Annotated in this window: 16 protein-coding genes; 12 read left to right on the top strand and 4 right to left on the bottom strand. The window is 27.4% G+C overall.

Annotated features, from left to right (window positions below):
* Positions 1-124 precede the first annotated feature (124 nt).
* From NJU99_RS08260 to NJU99_RS08235, 6 genes are all read left to right on the top strand, one after another.
* Positions 125-784 (top strand): response regulator transcription factor, encoded by a 660-nt coding sequence (locus NJU99_RS08260; protein ID WP_254575443.1) that lies wholly within the window; start codon positions 125-127, stop codon positions 782-784.
* Positions 774-1628 (top strand): sensor histidine kinase, encoded by an 855-nt coding sequence (locus NJU99_RS08255; RefSeq protein ID WP_254575442.1) that lies wholly within the window; start codon positions 774-776, stop codon positions 1626-1628. Before NJU99_RS08260 ends, NJU99_RS08255 begins: the two co-directional genes overlap by 11 nt.
* A gap of 67 nt (positions 1629-1695) precedes the next feature.
* Complete coding sequence (locus NJU99_RS08250; RefSeq protein WP_429726333.1) at positions 1696-2634, top strand: SPFH domain-containing protein; 939 nt, start codon at positions 1696-1698, stop codon at positions 2632-2634.
* The gene (locus NJU99_RS08245) at positions 2606-3055 is read left to right on the top strand and encodes an NfeD family protein (protein ID WP_254575441.1); all 450 of its coding nucleotides are present in this window, start codon (positions 2606-2608) and stop codon (positions 3053-3055) included. The genes NJU99_RS08250 and NJU99_RS08245 overlap by 29 nt, the downstream gene beginning before the upstream one ends.
* Before the next feature lie 124 nt (positions 3056-3179).
* Positions 3180-5048 carry a TonB-dependent receptor plug domain-containing protein gene (locus NJU99_RS08240; RefSeq protein ID WP_254575440.1) on the top strand — a complete coding sequence of 623 codons (1869 nt, stop codon included), beginning with the start codon at positions 3180-3182 and terminating at the stop codon, positions 5046-5048.
* 9 nt (positions 5049-5057) lie between these two features.
* Positions 5058-6413 carry a 4Fe-4S binding protein gene (locus NJU99_RS08235; RefSeq protein WP_254575439.1) on the top strand — a complete coding sequence of 452 codons (1356 nt, stop codon included), beginning with the start codon at positions 5058-5060 and terminating at the stop codon, positions 6411-6413.
* A 90-nt stretch (positions 6414-6503) separates the two neighbouring features.
* Here the strand turns inward: NJU99_RS08235 and NJU99_RS08230 are convergent, their stop codons facing one another.
* Positions 6504-8705 (bottom strand): HAMP domain-containing methyl-accepting chemotaxis protein, encoded by a 2202-nt coding sequence (locus NJU99_RS08230; RefSeq protein ID WP_254575438.1) that lies wholly within the window; start codon positions 8703-8705, stop codon positions 6504-6506.
* A gap of 174 nt (positions 8706-8879) precedes the next feature.
* Entirely contained in the window at positions 8880-9503 is a 624-nt protein-coding gene (locus NJU99_RS08225; protein WP_254575437.1) for an HAD family hydrolase, read from the bottom strand.
* A gap of 382 nt (positions 9504-9885) precedes the next feature.
* On the opposite strand from NJU99_RS08225, the gene NJU99_RS08220 reads away from it, so the two are divergent.
* From NJU99_RS08220 to NJU99_RS08195, 6 genes are all read left to right on the top strand, one after another.
* Positions 9886-10596, top strand: a complete 711-nt coding sequence (locus NJU99_RS08220) for a sulfite exporter TauE/SafE family protein (RefSeq protein ID WP_254575436.1) — start codon at positions 9886-9888, stop codon at positions 10594-10596.
* Between the two features lie 73 nt (positions 10597-10669).
* Positions 10670-10855 carry a hypothetical protein gene (locus NJU99_RS08215; RefSeq protein ID WP_254575435.1) on the top strand — a complete coding sequence of 62 codons (186 nt, stop codon included), beginning with the start codon at positions 10670-10672 and terminating at the stop codon, positions 10853-10855.
* Positions 10856-10877: 22 nt separating this feature from the next.
* A complete protein-coding gene (locus tag NJU99_RS08210) occupies positions 10878-12674 on the top strand; it encodes a TonB-dependent receptor domain-containing protein (RefSeq protein ID WP_254575434.1) in 1797 nt (598 codons plus the stop codon).
* Position 12675: 1 nt separating this feature from the next.
* A complete protein-coding gene (locus NJU99_RS08205; RefSeq protein WP_254575433.1) occupies positions 12676-13509 on the top strand; it encodes an ABC transporter substrate-binding protein in 834 nt (277 codons plus the stop codon).
* On the top strand, positions 13487-14188 hold the full coding sequence (locus tag NJU99_RS08200; RefSeq protein WP_254575432.1) for an ATP-binding cassette domain-containing protein: 702 nt from the start codon (positions 13487-13489) through the stop codon (positions 14186-14188). The genes NJU99_RS08205 and NJU99_RS08200 overlap by 23 nt, the downstream gene beginning before the upstream one ends.
* Complete coding sequence (locus NJU99_RS08195) at positions 14185-15159, top strand: FecCD family ABC transporter permease (RefSeq protein ID WP_346731805.1); 975 nt, start codon at positions 14185-14187, stop codon at positions 15157-15159. Before NJU99_RS08200 ends, NJU99_RS08195 begins: the two co-directional genes overlap by 4 nt.
* On the opposite strand, the gene NJU99_RS08190 is transcribed toward NJU99_RS08195, so the two are convergent.
* Together NJU99_RS08190 and NJU99_RS08185 are read right to left on the bottom strand one after the other, a co-directional pair.
* On the bottom strand, positions 15156-15776 hold the full coding sequence (locus NJU99_RS08190; RefSeq protein WP_254575431.1) for an acyl carrier protein phosphodiesterase: 621 nt from the start codon (positions 15774-15776) through the stop codon (positions 15156-15158). The two genes, NJU99_RS08195 and NJU99_RS08190, sit on opposite strands and share 4 nt — an antisense overlap.
* The gene (locus NJU99_RS08185) at positions 15776-16522 is read right to left on the bottom strand and encodes a metallophosphoesterase family protein (RefSeq protein WP_254575430.1); all 747 of its coding nucleotides are present in this window, start codon (positions 16520-16522) and stop codon (positions 15776-15778) included. Before NJU99_RS08185 ends, NJU99_RS08190 begins: the two co-directional genes overlap by 1 nt.
* Positions 16523-16617: the final 95 nt, after the last annotated feature.

Below are 16617 nucleotides of genomic sequence, written 5' to 3'. Positions count from 1 at the left end.
ATCTCTCATTTCTATTATATCTTTTTATAGTTAACAAATAGTGTATTTATGTATAAATTATGTTCTTTAACTAATAATTAACTATTGTTGTATATAATATTATTTTATAAGATGAGGATTTTTTTTGTATAAAATACTACTACTAGAAGATGATAAACTTTTTGCATCAACAATTGAAGACTTTCTAGAAGATGAAGGCTTTGAGATTGATATAGCTTACGATGGTGAGCAATGTTTGGACTTAAATTATGAGAACAAATATGACTTATATATTTTTGATATAAATGTACCAAAAATAAATGGTCTTGATTTATTAGAACAGTTAAGACAAGCAGGTGATGAAACTCCTTCTATTTTTCTTACATCATACAAAGATAAAGAGACTTTGCATGAAGGCTTTTTAAAAGGTTGTGATGATTATTTGAAAAAGCCTGTGGATTTAGATGAATTGATACTTAGAATAAAAGCTTTATTTAAAAGAAATAAAAAGAGTTTTGAAGCTATAAAACTAACAGATACTTTAGAATTTGATAGTATTTCTAAAAGAGTATATGAAAGTGGAGTTGATTTAAATCTTCCTATAAAAGTACTTGAGCTTTTAGAGCTTTTTATAGAACACAGAGGAGAGATTGTTACAAAACAAATGATTATCTCAAAACTTTGGAGTGCTGGTGAAGAGTATAGTGAAGGCTCAATTAGAGTTTATATAAACTCAATTAAAAAGCTTTTAGGAAAAGACTCTTTATCAAACATAAAAGGTGTAGGATATAAGATTGAATTCTAAAAAAAGAGACTTTTTAATATCGATTTCAATTGTATTTACTATTACGATTACTTTAGTTTTATATTTTAATTTTATGCTTGTATCTATTTTTGGATTAAATCAAGAAAATTTTATATTTATTATTTTGCCTTTAGTAATTTTGGGCTTAGTTATATTTTTGAGTTTTACAAATAATATTTTAAAACCACTTTTTAAAAGTGATGAAGTTTTACAACAAAGTATAAAAGAAACAATCCATGAACTAAATATACCAGTATCAACTATACAGATGAATACTCAAATGTTACAAAGAAAAATAGATGATGAAAAGAGTCTAAAAAGACTAGGGCGAATAAAACAAGCAAGTGATGATTTACTAAAACTTTATGAAAATATGGAATACGATATAAAAAAACAAATAGACAAAATAGAAAAACAAGAGTTTTTTTTAGATGAGCTTGTAAATAAAAGTGTTCAAAAATTTGATGATATAAAAAAAGACACTATCATAAAAGTAAATGTTGCAAATATAAAAATAAATAGCGATATAAATGGCTTTGAAAAAACTATAGATAATCTAATCTCAAATGCAATTAAATACAATAGAGAACACAATCCAATAGTAAGAATAGAGTATAAAGATAGTGTTTTATCTGTATATAATACAGGTGATAAGATAGATACAAAAAATTTATTTATTATTTTTGATAAATACTTTCAGGAAAATAAATCAAATGACGGCTTTGGATTAGGATTAAATATCGTAAAAGAGTTTTGTGATAAAAATAAAATCACTATTACTATAGATACCCTAGAAGAAGGAAATAGATTTAATTTAAATCTAAAGAATATTCTTAAAACTTAGATTTTAAATTTATCCTTTTCTTAAATAAATTATTATATTATGATGAAAATTTATTTAAAGGATTTTCATGATAGATGAAACACTTGTTTTTCCTATTGCTATTATCATATTTGTTTTGATTATTATTGCAAAAGGTGTGAGAATAGTACCTCAGTCAGATTTATATGTAGTTGAAAGGCTAGGAAAGTTCAAGAAAATATTACATGGTGGCTTTCATGTAATTATTCCTATTGTTGATCAAGTAAGATCAAAACTAACTTCAAGAGAACAACTTGTAGATATTGCTAAACAATCTGTAATTACTAAAGATAATGTAAATATTTCAATTGATGGTATTGTATTTTGTAAGGTAGATGATGCAAAGGAAGCTACATACAATGTAGTAAACTTTAAAAATGCTATTGCAAATCTTGCGATGACTACTTTAAGAGCTGAAATTGGTGGAATGGATTTAGATGATACCTTATCAAATAGAGAATCACTAAACGCAAAACTTCAAACAGAGCTTGGTAGTGCGGCAGCAAACTGGGGTATCAAAGTAACAAGAGTTGAGATTTCTGATATTTCAGTTCCTGCTGAAATTGAGAGAGCTATGAATATGCAAATGGAAGCAGAGAGAGAAAAAAGAGCTATTGAAACAAAAGCAAGAGCTGATAAAGAAGCTGTTATTAGAAGTGCAGAAGCTTTTAAACAAGAAGAAGTTTTAAAAGCAGAAGCAATAGAGAGAATGGCAGACGCAAAAAGATATGAACAAGAACAAATCGCAGCAGGTCAAAAACAAGCAATGGTTCTAATCAATGAATCAATGGCTCAAAATGAAAAAGCAGCAGAGTTTTTACTTGCAAAAGATAGAGTTGCTGCATTTAAAGCATTGGCAGAGTCTGAGTCTAATGATAAGATGATTCTTCCTTATGATGTAACACAAATGATTGGAAGTACAAGTGTACTTGGAGATGCTTTTTTCAAAGGTGTAAGTAATGGAAATACAAACAACAATGCTTCTTGATGTAATAAACCCTTATATTCTTTTAGGAATAGGGGTAGTTCTAATAGGACTTGAAGCTGTAATCGCATCATTTATTTTAATATGGTTTGGATTAGGGTTTTTAATAACAGCATTTATTAGTTTGGCATTTGATTTTAATGATGGTGTTTGGCAGCTAGCAAGTGTATCAATAATCTCACTTTTATTTATACTAGTACTTAGAAAGAAAGTATTAGAAAAGTTCTTGGACTCTACAGAAAAAGTAAACGACAACTATCTACAAGAAGGTGGAATAGGACAAATAAAAAATCAAAAAGTCTTCTTCAAAGGAACATACTGGGAAATCGATAGTGATATTGATGAAAAAGAGTTTGAAGAGGGCGAGAAAATAGAAGTAATAAAAACTTATAGAAATTTTGCGAAGATTACGAAGAAAAAGTGATAAAACACTTTTCTTTGTATTTTTAAATGTCTTTTTTACAAACTTAACAAAAACTTAACAGAAAATTAATTTTTTTTTAACACAAGCATTCTATTATCCCCTTTGACTTTATTTAGGGGATAATATGAAAATCAAACACTCACTTTTTGCAGTAAGCTTAATTCTTACAGTTAATGCAAATGCACAAGATATTACATTAGATAGTATTGTAGTTTCTACTACATCACTTGGTAGCCAAAAAAAGGTAGATGATGTACAAGCATCAATTCAAGTAATAGATAAAAAAACTATAGAGAAAAGTAATTCAAGAAGTTTACCACAACTATTAGGACAAGCTGTTGGTTTAACAGTAAATGATGGAGGAAGTACTTCATGGCTTAAAATAAGAGGCTTTAGTGAAGACCATACTCTTATTTTAGTAGATGGTTTAAGAAGAACTGGTAAGTACGGTTCTTTTGATTTATCTTCTGTTCAACTTGAAGATGTGCAAAGAGTTGAAATTGTAAGAGGTCCTATGTCTACTTTATATGGTGCAGATGCAATCGCTGGGGTTGTTAATATAATTACTAAGAAAAAACCATTAAAAGACTATACGAAACTTTCAATTTTAGCAGGAACTGCACAAAATCATGAAAGAGATACTTTAATCACAAAAATAAGTGGTACTAAAACTTATGATAGTATTTCACATAATTATTCTATAGAGTTAAGAGAGAAAGATAGTTATAGACTAGATAAATCACAAAGTGATACTGATTTAAGAAATGAGTCAAGACAGTTTATCAACTATGGACATACTATTGATATTAATGATAATACTATATTAAATAATAAGCTTGAATACTCAAGACAAGATGATGATGGTATTAGAACTACAACATATAAAACTTATGAAAAAGAGAACAGATATCAAGTAAGTTCAAATTTAAATTATATAAATGATGATTATATAATAGATTCAAGTATTTCTTATGGATATAGTGACACAAAAGTAGATAGAGGTTCAGGTAAAGAAACTACAGATTATAAGCAATTAGAATTTAATAATTACTTTAGACATTTTACAAATGATAATATGGTAAATATTGCAGGACTTGGATATAAGCATGATGATATTGAAGTATCTATGTACACACAAAGTGCTACAAGAGATAATGTATTTGCTTTATTACAAAATGAATATAATATTACAGATTCACTAACTAGTAATCTAGGAATTAGATATGATAACTTTAGTGATTTTGGAAGTACAATTAATCCTAAAGCTTCTTTAATGTATAAGTTTTCAGATGTAACATTAAGAACAAGTTATGGAGAAGCATTTAAAGCTCCAAGTTTTACAAATATGTATAGCCACTTTACAAGAGGAAGACCAGGAAGAATCTCAGACATTTCAGGTAATCCCGACTTAAAGCCAGAAGAGTCAAAAACTTATGAATTTGCATTTGCCTATAATAAAAACAATTTTGATTTTGAAGTTGTTCATCATAGAACAAAGCTAGATAATCTTATAAATTCCTATATAAGTAGTGTAGCTGGTACTACTTCATACTATACATATAAAAATATTGATAAAGCAAAGATTGATGGTACGGAGTTATCACTTGCATATAAGTTTAACAATGGCTTTTCAGTAAATACTTCAGTTGAACATCTAAATACTAAAGATGAATCAACAGGAGAGAGATTAACAGGAAGTGCTAAAGTAACATATAAAATGAATGTATCTTATGAGTATGATAAATATACAGCTTATTTAAATGTACAAAGATTTAATAACTACTATGGAGCAAATGAAAATAGAGTAAATGAAAATAGTGATTACACTTCTGCTGATTTAAAGCTTGATTATAGATATAGTAAGAATACAACTTTTTATATAGGTGTAGATAATATTCAAGATAAGCAAATGCCATATAACATGACATTAAGAGGTACACCAAATGATCCAGGTGAGAGATTTTATTATACTGGTTTAGTATATACTTTTTAAGGTCATAGTATGAAAGAGATTATTAAAAGGCAGAGAAGTGATATCTTCTCTATACCTATACTTGGCTTTATATTTAAAAACCAAAAGTTTATTTTTGTTTTAAAACTATTAGTTTTATTTGTTTTTGTTTATGCCATATTGTATGGTTTTTTATATCCTACAAAAGAGGAAAATAAGTTTACCACAGGTGTATTTTTAAATCTTTTTTGGCCATTTTTTATGGTTGTATCTCTAGCTACTTTAGGTAGGGTTTTTTGTGGTATTTGTCCCCATGGATTTATAGGTAAATACATCACTAAATTTGGACTTAAAAAGAAAATGCCAAAGTTTATGGCAAATCCTTTTATTGGTTTATCTATTTTAGTGTTTGGCTGGTGGTTTGTATTTTATATGTGGCCAAATTTACTTAGAACACCTTTTGCTATTGCTGCAATGTTTACTATTTTAACAGTAATTGCGATAATTATGTATTTTGTATATGATAATATGGCTTATTGTAAAAACATTTGTCCTATTGGAACACTTACAAAAGCATATGGAAAAAATGGGTTTACAAAACTTGAAACTTACACGGATGGATGTGCAACATGTAAAACTTTTGATTGTGCAAAAGCTTGTAGTTATAACTTAAAGCCATTTACTTTTTCTAAAAAGAATTCTATGGAAGATTGTACTTTATGTATGGATTGTAGTAGTGCATGTGATAACGTAGCTTTTAAGCTTGTAAAACCATCGTCAAACTTATTTGGAAAATTTAAAATAAATAAAGTTGAGGTTTGGGCATTTATAGTTATTACTGCTATTTTATCTATTGCTATGACTATGCATCATGCACTTGGTAGAACTGCAATTGCTGATGAATTCATATGGCATAAAACAGCTGTTTATTTTCAAGGTATTATAAACTTTGGGACAATTAATGTAGAATCATTTTTTACTTTATTATATGCTTTAGCTATGTCAATTGGTATAACTGTAGTTGGTATGTATATTGCATCAAGAATTATGAAAGTTTCATATGAAAAAACTTTTTACACTTTAGGATATGCATTTGCTCCTTTATTTATAATTGGAGGATTAGCACATATTTGTGAGTTCTTCTTTTTTGCATATGCTTCAAATATTGTAAATGGATTTATTCAAGCTTTTGCTTTAGATGTAGAGTATATAAAACCTCTTGCTAGTAGAAAAGATAAATGGGTAATGGTGTTTATGGCATTTAATCATATAGCATATATTTGGGCATTTATTATTATGATTGGAAGATTAAAGCTTATAGATACTAAAACATCATTAAAAGTTTTAGCATTTCCTTTTGCAAGTGCTTTGATTATATTTTATATGTGTTTAAAATTTTATACGTGATATGTTTTTCAAACTTATGGAGCTTCAAAAGGTGGACATTCTCATCATAAAGCAGCTGCATCTAAAAAAGAGTAGGGTTTCTACTCTTTTTTATACTTCTTTTGCTTGAACTGTATTTTTGTTTAAAAACTCTTTTTTGTCCGCATCTTCTACAACTGTTACTGCAATAGAAGCAGTTTGTTGAGCTACTGTATGTGTTTGGTTTGCAATTGTTACGTTTTCTTGAGTTTGTTTATCTAGGGAATTTACAGCATCATTGATTTGCTCAATTCCTGTTAATTGTTCTTTTGAGGCTGCTTCTACATTGTTGATTAACTCACTTGTTTTTGTGATATTTTCATTTAACGAAGAGTATCCTTCTATCATTGAGTCAGCTATTTTTTTACCTTGATTAGCTTTTTCATTTGCTGTTTCAACTAAAGACTTGATTTGATTTGCAGCCTCTGCACTTCTATTTGCTAAGTTTCTAACTTCTTGTGCAACTACTGCAAAACCTTTTCCTGCTTCACCAGCCGTTGCTGCTTCTACTGCTGCATTTAATGAAAGAATATTTGTTTGGAAGGCAATTTGATCAATAATACCAATAGCATCATTTATTTCTGCTACTTGGGCATTTATTTCATCCATTGCTGTATTTGTTGAGGTAGCTAGTTTTTCACCCTCAACAGCTGAATTATTAACTTCCGTAGCAAAATTTGCCATTTGTCTTATGTTGTTCGTATTACTTCTTACATTTCCAGTAATCTCTTCAATCGCTGCTGCTGTTTCTTCTAGTGAAGCTGCTGCTGCATTTGAGTTGTTGTTTAATACATCTACATTTTCAACTAAAGTATCTGAACTTTTTTGTAATGTTAAACCATTTGATTTGTTTTCAACTAACATTTCATTTATAATATCTGCTAAAGAGTTTAAACCTTTTGCTGTTTTTCCAGATTGATTTTCTATTCTATATGTGAAATCTAGATTTTGATAACTACTTAAAGCTTCTTGAATCTTATTTAAATCCTCACTTACATTTTCAGCCATAACTTCAAGCATCTCATTGATGATAGTTTTTAACTCTTCTAAACTTTCATTATCAGTTTTTACATTAACTTGCTGTTTTAATTTTCCATCTTTTACTAAAGATACAACTCTTTTTACATCATTAATTAGTTTTGTATCTTGTTCAATTAATTTTTTTGATTTAATTATATTTTCGTCAACAACTTTTGACATAGCACCTATTTCATCATTTGATTTTATACCAATTAATTGAGCTTCTTTTGTTTCTTTGTTTAAATATCTAAAGAAATTAACTAGCCCTTCTTGGAAAGTATCTATTAGATTAGAAATATTTCTAGGAATTATAATACCTAAAGCAATAACTAAAATAATAATAATTGCTGAAATAATAGTTATGACATTACTGATACTTTCATTTAATTGTTTAACCTCAGGACCAATAGTGTCTTGATCTTTTTTTATAGATAATTTTATATCTTCAGAAACTTTAGCAATATTAGGACCTATTTTGTTTAATCCCTCATCAATGATTTTATTTCTATCTGTAATTATCTGTTTTACTTTTGTAACACCTGCTTGGTAAACATTAATTAAAGATATAGCTTCTTTTAATTGAGCTCTTCTTTTAGGATTTTGAAGACTATTTCTAATTTTAGTTAATTGAACTTGAAGTTCATTAAACTCTTTTTTTACTCTATTTGCATCTTCTTGAGAGTTTGATTTTAAAAATTTAGCTGTATATAGTCTTGCTAGAAGTAAACTTCTAATACCAATAGCTGTTTCAAGTGAGGCTTCAGCATCATCGTCTTCCCTTGCACTTTTCATAACAGCTGTTAATAACTGTTCTATCTTTTTACCATTTACATCAAGATTATTGTTTACAATGTCATTTCTTTGATTCATAAATTCTATTACTTCATGAAAATGTATATTGTATTGTTTTGCATCTTCATAAAGCTGATTTACCAAAGGAGCCCTTGATGGTTTTTGAATCTCTTTTTTAGCTGTGTCAATATAATCACTAGCTTTTTTGTAATAATGTTCAAATTCATCAATTTCTTTTTGTATTGGATGTGTTAAATAGTCTTTTACATTTAACCTCACCATAAGCATATTTGCTTGGACTCTTCCTGCTAATACAGCATCCCTTGCCATTTCTCTATATTCTGTAAAACCTTGTGAGGTTTTATTTATACTAAAAATACTATATCCAGAAAGGATTATTAAAAGTATTGCAACTAAGCCAAAAGACAAGATTAATTTTAATCTAATAGTTAAGTTATTCATGATAAAGCCTTTATTTGTTCTATTTATAATAAAAAATAATTTACTATAACAATTGATGTATAATTAAAAGTATATCCTAATTTGAGGAAAAAGAGTATGGAAATTGTGTGGTTTTAAAAAAAATAATTTAAAAAGGTTTGAAATTTACTAAATCAAACCTTTTAAATATAGTGATTATTTGAATTTTTCAAATATTTTTTGTTCTAGTTCTGCTACTGTATGAATTGCATCTTTCTCATGGTTAGAAAACCCCCAGTTTACAAGTACTGAATCAACTCCTGCGTTTGTGGCTGCCATGATGTCTTTATGTGAGTCACCTATAAGTTGAGCATTATTGTTTAAAATATTGTGTTCATTTAAAATCTTATGAACCATTTCAGGGTGTGGTTTTGGGTTTTTTACATTATTAAATCCTAAAATACTAGAGAAGTGTTTTTCTATTCCTACATGATCAAGCATTTTTCTTGCAAAATCCGAACTTGCATTTGTAGCAACTGCAAGTGTAAAATCATCTTTTAAATCTTCTATTAACTTTGTAATTCCATCATAAACTTCTAAATCTAATAAACAGTGTTCATTATAATACTCTTCAAAAAGTACTACTTGTTCATCTGTAAACTCTTTTGTTCCATAAAAAAATTCAGCAGAGTTTATATCTGGGTCATTTACTTTTTCTAAAATAAAGTTTTTTTCTAAAGTCTCTAATCCTAGATTTCCTCTTACATAATTTATTGTATTAGTGATAGCGTTGGAGCTATCAACTAGCGTGCCATCCATATCAAACATAATTAATCTCATATATTTATTCCTATAATAATTGTTTAAATTTGATGTATTATATGATTATATTCTTAAAAATTACATAGTAAAATTTAGCAAAAGTGTTACTTTTCTACAATTTATAAGGAATTTTATTGAAAAGAGGACAAAAAGTATCTTGATTTAACAAATAATTAACACTTCATTTGTTAAAATTTTTTCATATAGGGTATTTATATTAAATCCTCCTACTACTAATCATATTTAAATTAGTATCCTATTATTAAACATTAAAATAAATTTGAATAATACAAAAGCTTCACAACTCCCTTTGTGAAGCTTTTTTTTTGCCCTAATTTTAGCAATTAAAAGAAAAATTTATTATTAAATGAATATAATACCTACCTTGGAGTTAGATTATATGGAAACAATTAGTATATTAGCAATTGTATCAATTGCTGTTTTAGGTTCATTTGGTCATTGTGTTGGAATGTGTGGTGGAATTGTAATGGCATATTCAAGTACAAAAATCAGAAGTGAATGGTCAAAAAAAGTTCAAGCTATTGCTCATCTTTTTTATTCATTTGGAAGAATTACAACTTATACTTTAATTGGAGCTGTTATGGGCTTTGTAGGAAGTGTAGTAACTTTTAATAATCTAACAAACTCTATTTTATTAGTTTTTACAGGTATTATGATGGTTTTAGTTGGTCTATCATTACTTGGGAAAATAAAATTTTTAACTATATTAGAACATACTTGTTCAAAATCAACTTTGTATCAAAAAACATTTAAAAAACTACTAGGTTCTGATTCTATGATAAGTTTTTATTTACTTGGAATGTTAAATGGACTTTTACCATGTGGTTTTGTATATGCATTTGCAATAATCGCTGCTGGAACAGCTAGTGCTTTTTGGGGAGCATTTGTGATGTTTATCTTTGGTCTTAGTACTTTACCTGCACTTTTTTCTCTTGGATTTTTTATTGGACTTTTTAAACAATCTAATTTAAGAGATGTATTTATAAAAGTTGCTTCTATTTTAGTAATACTTTTTGGATTCTATATGATGTACTTAGGGTACCAATTCTACACAGATACAAATGGAGTTTTTACAAATATAAGCATATAATTCCTATCTTTTAACAAAATTTCTATATAATTCCGCACTTTTAAACTACAAAATTTTATAAAGGAGGAATATCATGATTAGTAAATCGAAAAAATACTTCACATTTTTTGGTATCTTAGCTGCTACAGTTGATAGAAAAATGCATTCAGTTTGCTGTACTGTAAGCTCAATTCTAAGTAAAGATTTACCAAAAATCACAAAACTACTATTAAGTAAACAATTAAAACCAATCAAAATAAATTTAACAAATCACATATAGAAATAAAATAGGGAAAATAATAATGAATAAAAAATTAACTACAAGCTTAGTTGCAAGCTTACTAATAGCAACAAACTTAACTGCAAATCAGACTTTAGATACTATCACTGTTACAAGTGCTACAAAATCAGAACAATCAATCAAAGACGTTACTTCAAATGTTGAAGTTATTACAAGCCAAGAAATTGAAGAGAGACATTTTACTACCGTAAGCGAGGCCTTAAGTACACTTTCAGGTATTAACTTAATATCAAATGGTGGTTTAGGTAAAAGTACTTCTGTTTATGTAAGAGGTATAGATAGTGAAAAAGTTTTAGTATTAATAGATGGGGTAAGATTTAACGATGTAAGTAATTTTACTGGTGGAGCAGATTTTGCTAATTTAAATATTAATAATATTGAACAAATTGAAGTGATAAAAGGTGCTCAAAGTGGTCTTTGGGGTGCTGATGCAACTGCGGGTGTTATTAATATTATTACAAAAAAGCCAGAAGATGGATTTAACGGAAATATAAATGTAGAGTTCGGAAGTTTCCAAACAAAGAAAACAAATACAGTTTTATCATATGGAACAAAAGATTATTATCTTGAGACTTTTTTAAATACAATTGATACTGATGGTTATACAGCACATGCACAAGATAATACAGATATTGATAATTATGAAAAAGATGGATTTAAATCAAGAGAATATGGTTTAAAAGCTAAATACAATATTGATGATTCTAATTCAATTGGCTTTGCCCATAAAATTATTGATAGTAAAGTTGATTTAGATACACCATCTTCAGATAATTTAGTAAATAATTCTGAATATAATTATAAAGTATCATCAGTTAATTATGAAAATTTTTATAATGATATTAAAACAAAAGCACATATAAATAGAACAGTATATGATTGGAGTTATATTAGTAGTTCAAGAAGTGATTATGATGGTAGTTTAACTGAGTATGGTATCGAATCAACTATTCCTTACTTTAATGAAAAGTCTTTTTTAATGGTAGGGACTAATTATAAAGATTTTAAAAAAGAAAATGATATTAACAGAAACTACAATAATAAAGCACTTTTTGTAACAAATAGCAATAGTTTCAATAATAATCAAACAATATTTACACAATCGTTAAGATATGATAATTTTGATAAATTTGAAAATAAAACAACAGGGAAAATTGGTTTGAAACATTTCTTTACTAATGATTTGTTTGCTAGTACAAACTATGGAACAGCATATAATGTACCAACTGTAACTAGGCTTTATCATCCATCTTATGGGAATGAAAATTTAGTTCCTGAGAGTTCAAAGGCTTTTGATTTAACAGCAGGGTATAAGAATTTTGAAGTGACTTATTTTAAGACTAAAATTAAAGATTTAATTGGTTGGGATAGTGGATATAGTAATATTAAGGGAACATCAACTATTGAAGGATATGAGGCTTCATATAAGAAAGATGTTTTAGAAGATTTATTTTTAGGAATTAATTATACTCATTTAGATGCAAAAGATGCAAAAGGTAAAGATTTAGCAAGAAGAGCAAAAAATTTAGTTAATTTATCATTAGATTATTATGGTATTAAAAAAACACATATTAATTTAAATGGTCAGTATGTAGGAACTAGATATGATAAAAAAGATAAGGGTGGTATTCAAACAGGAAGATATACTGTTTGGAACTCTGTTGTAAACTATGATATTTCAAATGATTTAAAAACATATTTAAAGGTTGATAATATCTTTAATAAATATTATCAAGTAGCGAATGGTTATGCTACTTCACCAAGAGCATTTTATGTTGGTTTAAATTACAAGTTCTAACATGAAAAAATACACATTTATACTTTTATTTTTATGTATAAATTTATTTGGGAGTGAGAGAATTATAACTCTTACTCCTTCAATAAATGAGATTGTTTTTGCTTTAGGACAAGGAAAAAATGTAGTTGCCAATACTTTATTTAGTAATTATCCAAAAGAATCAAAAGATTTACCTAAAGTAGGTGGTTATGCAACTATGTCATTAGAGAAAATCTTAAATTTTAAACCAACGGTTGTTATTGCACAAGATTATAATCAAAAGCTTATTTCTGATTTAAAAGCTTTAGATGTTAAAACTTTGGTTTTTAAAACAAATACTTTAGATGATATTAAGCATACAATCAAAACTTTAGGTGAGTATTTTAAAGTAGAAGAAAAAGCAAATGAATTTTTATCTCAAATTGACAATGAGATAAAACATTTGAGCAATATAATCAATGATAAAAAAATATTATTAGTTATCGGACCTAGAAAAGATTTAAATAATCAGATTTATATTACAGGAAACAATTTATATTTTGAAGATGTTATAAAGGCTTCAGGAAACAGAAATGCTTACTTCTCAACTAGTACAAATCAACCAGTTGTTAATAAAGAAAAGATTATAAATATGAATCCTGATATAATTATACTTTTAAGCCCTAGAATTAAAGATAATTTGGAAGAACAAAAAAGATTAGAAGAATCATGGAAAACTCTTCCTGTAAATGCAAGTATAAATAAAAATATATATTTAATTGCAAAAGATTATGCAGGAATACCTAGTGATAGGGTGATTTATTTTATAAAAGATTTTAAAAAGATATTAATAAATGTTAGAAATAAACAACTATAATAGTTCTATTTTAAAAGATATTTCATTTTCTCTAAATGAAAATGAAAATCTTATAATTTTAGGACAAAATGGCGCAGGAAAATCAACTCTTGCAAAAGTTTTATCAAATCTAATTGAAAATGATGAAGTTAAACTTTTTGATGTGAATATAAATGATATAAGTGATGATAAAAGAGCATCTTTAATAAACTATATTCCTCCAAAACTTGAGATATTTGATGAGTATATTACTCTAAGAGAGTTTTTAGAGTTATCAGCAATCAACAATAATGACAACAACTCACAGATAGATAAAATCATCGAATTACTGAGTTTAAAAAAATTAGAAAATAGATTTTGTAAAGCTTTTAGTTCTGGGGAAAAACAGCTTTTACTTCTTGGTTCTGCGATTATGCATAATGCAAAGATTACTATATTTGATGAACTTACTGCAAACTTGGATATTACGAGATTAAAAGAGGTATATGATATTTTCAAATCTGATTTTTTACAACAGAAAATTGTAATAACTCATAATCTTGACTTAGCATATGCTCTAAAATTTAAAGTTTTATACTTAAAAGATGGACAAATAAAGTTTTATGGTTCTAATGAAGAGTTTTTTTCAAATGAAAATCTTCAAAAGTTTTATAATAACTCAATTATAAAATTAGATAAACATTTGGTGGTGAATTTATGATAAAAAAACTATTATTTATATCATCACTTTTTATTATAGTGATTTCTCCATTTTTAGGAGAGATTACACTAAATCTAAATGAACTATTTGATCCTTCAACTATCACGTATAAAGTATTTTGGGAGTTAAGAGTTTCAAGGGTATTTTTAGCACTATTAGTAGGTGGAGTTTTAGCCTTGAGTGGTTTGATTTTTCAAATTATTTTTAAAAATGCTTTGATCACACCATATACTTTAGGAATAGCAAGTGGTACGACTTTGTTTACCGCTATTTCAATAGTATTTATTCCAAGTATAATACTTCCCGTTTCATCATCTTTTGGCTCTTTAATAACTATTATAATCTTATATTACATCTCAAAAAGAATAAACAATAACAGTATTGCTGTATCTACTAATTCTATTTTATTAATAGGTATTGCCTTGTCATATTTTTATTCATCAGCTTTAATGCTTGTTTTTTATCTAAGTGATTTAGAGCAAAACTATTCAATTGTGAGATTTACTCTAGGAAGTTTAGATACAGTTGGTTTTAGTAGCTCTTTTTGGGTACTTATTGCAAGTTTGATTATGTATTTTACTATTTATGTAAATAGAGCAAATATCAAACTACTTTTAATCTCTAATGATACAGCATTTTTAAAAGGGCTTAATGTACATAAACTAAATCTGACACTTCTTGTAGTCATTTCTTTATGTGTAGGTATTTGTATTAGTTTTGTGGGACCTATTGGTTTTATAGGACTTGTAGTACCTCATATAATCAAACTTATTTATAAACAAAGTGCAGACAAACTAATCTTTCCTGTATTTTTTTATGGAGGAGTGTTTTTAGTTGTTTCAGATTTAATAGCTAGAAATTTAAATACAGCCTCTACACTTCCTATTGGTGTTGTAACAGCATTTATTGGAGCGCCATTTTTTGTATATCTTCTTATAAAAAGAAATAAAAAAGCAAATGAAGGAAACTAAATCTTTATATGATTTAGTTTATCTTCTCCTAGAGTTCTAAGTTCTTCATTTACTCTTTTTATTAAATCAGGAAAAAACTCTAAAAAATCCTTTTCAAGTTCATCTATCTTTTCACAAACAATTTCATAGTATGAAATAGCACTATCCCTTTGGGCAAGTTTAGGTGATAGTCTCATGTCAAGTCTTTTAAAAGCTTTTTCTAAATGAGCAAAACTGCTATAGTTCAATAAATCTCTTGCTATCATATTTTCTACTATTTGATTTGCTCTTAGAGGATAATTATCTTTTTGAATATAGGCTCTTTCATAAAACTCTTGGTTGAAATCTTTAAGTTTTATATTGCAGTATTTATCCCAGTTTTTTGTAAGCAAATAATCATAAACAAAATCTATGATTATGCCTTTTAATAAGCCTTTTTCTTTTAGTCTTTTTTTACTTTTTTTAAAAGCTTCATGTTTGTCTGAATAGGAGTCTATTATTTTATGTGTATGCATACCATTTTTCAAATTATCACTTGCATTTTCCCAAGGTCTTGCTTTGTATGGGTCTGCTATAAAATTTCCTATTTGAAAATCTATATCTTTTTTTGATAAAAGTACATGAGCTAGCCAGTTCATTAGGCTTCTTTTACTTTACCAGTTCTAAGGGCATAAGCCCAGTCATCTCTTCCATTTTCTTGAGCTTTAATGGCTGCTTTTTCATAATCATAAGCAACTCTTACATGATCCATTGAAAATTTATTATTTTCGATATTTAGTATCATATAAGAAGCATTTGGCGTGTTGTTTTCTATTTTATGTTTTGGTTCATTTTTACTAAAGGCTTGCAGTCCAACTGAACCTGGGTTTATAGTGACTTGTCCTGAATTTAATTTTTTGTAGTTTGGAAGGTGAGAGTTTCCACAGAAAATAAAAGGTGCTTCAATATCATCTGTAAGTTTTATGATTTGCTCATCTTGTCTTGGAACTAACAGTTCATCTTTTATATCTTCAAGTAAATATTGTGTATCATCAAAATATGTTCCATGAATCATATAATAAGTCCCACCTATGATTTTTTCAAAGGCTAAGTCTTGTATCCAGTGTAAAACATCTTCTCCTAAATCATTATAAACATATCTTAGGGTATCATTTTCTTCAAGTTGTGCAAGTGAAGCTTCAAGTATTTTTCTATCTTCATCACCCATGATATTTATAAACTTATTTGCTCTTATTAGCTCATATGTAGCTCTTGGTTCTAGTGGGCCGTAAAACATATCCCCTAGGTTTAAAACTACTTCTATATCTTTTGCTTTTATATCTTTTATCACTTCTTCTAGTGCGTAAACATTTGATTTTATATCTGAAATAATGGCAATTTTCATTTATTTCCTTATTGAACTTTTTTTGGATTATATCAAATTGAAGGTTCTTTGTAAGTTAGGTAAATAAGAAAAAATAGTAAAATTTCACAAATAAT

The organism is Arcobacter roscoffensis, from assembly GCF_024267655.1.
In the GTDB taxonomy this organism is placed as follows: Bacteria; Campylobacterota; Campylobacteria; order Campylobacterales; family Arcobacteraceae; genus Arcobacter_B; species Arcobacter_B roscoffensis.
Note: the sequence above shows the minus strand (reverse complement) of the source record. Positions and strands in the feature narration are given on the sequence as shown.

Coding starts and splice junctions, on each gene's coding strand:
- NJU99_RS08250 (WP_429726333.1), top strand. CDS start 1,696: ATGATAGATGAAACACTTGTTTTTCCTATTGCTATTATCATATTTGTT.
- NJU99_RS08245 (WP_254575441.1), top strand. CDS start 2,606: ATGGAAATACAAACAACAATGCTTCTTGATGTAATAAACCCTTATATT.
- NJU99_RS08240 (WP_254575440.1), top strand. CDS start 3,180: ATGAAAATCAAACACTCACTTTTTGCAGTAAGCTTAATTCTTACAGTT.
- NJU99_RS08235 (WP_254575439.1), top strand. CDS start 5,058: ATGAAAGAGATTATTAAAAGGCAGAGAAGTGATATCTTCTCTATACCT.
- NJU99_RS08230 (WP_254575438.1), bottom strand. CDS start 8,705: ATGAATAACTTAACTATTAGATTAAAATTAATCTTGTCTTTTGGCTTA.
- NJU99_RS08225 (WP_254575437.1), bottom strand. CDS start 9,503: ATGAGATTAATTATGTTTGATATGGATGGCACGCTAGTTGATAGCTCC.
- NJU99_RS08220 (WP_254575436.1), top strand. CDS start 9,886: ATGGAAACAATTAGTATATTAGCAATTGTATCAATTGCTGTTTTAGGT.
- NJU99_RS08215 (WP_254575435.1), top strand. CDS start 10,670: ATGATTAGTAAATCGAAAAAATACTTCACATTTTTTGGTATCTTAGCT.
- NJU99_RS08210 (WP_254575434.1), top strand. CDS start 10,878: ATGAATAAAAAATTAACTACAAGCTTAGTTGCAAGCTTACTAATAGCA.
- NJU99_RS08205 (WP_254575433.1), top strand. CDS start 12,676: ATGAAAAAATACACATTTATACTTTTATTTTTATGTATAAATTTATTT.
- NJU99_RS08200 (WP_254575432.1), top strand. CDS start 13,487: ATGTTAGAAATAAACAACTATAATAGTTCTATTTTAAAAGATATTTCA.
- NJU99_RS08195 (WP_346731805.1), top strand. CDS start 14,185: ATGATAAAAAAACTATTATTTATATCATCACTTTTTATTATAGTGATT.
- NJU99_RS08190 (WP_254575431.1), bottom strand. CDS start 15,776: ATGAACTGGCTAGCTCATGTACTTTTATCAAAAAAAGATATAGATTTT.
- NJU99_RS08185 (WP_254575430.1), bottom strand. CDS start 16,522: ATGAAAATTGCCATTATTTCAGATATAAAATCAAATGTTTACGCACTA.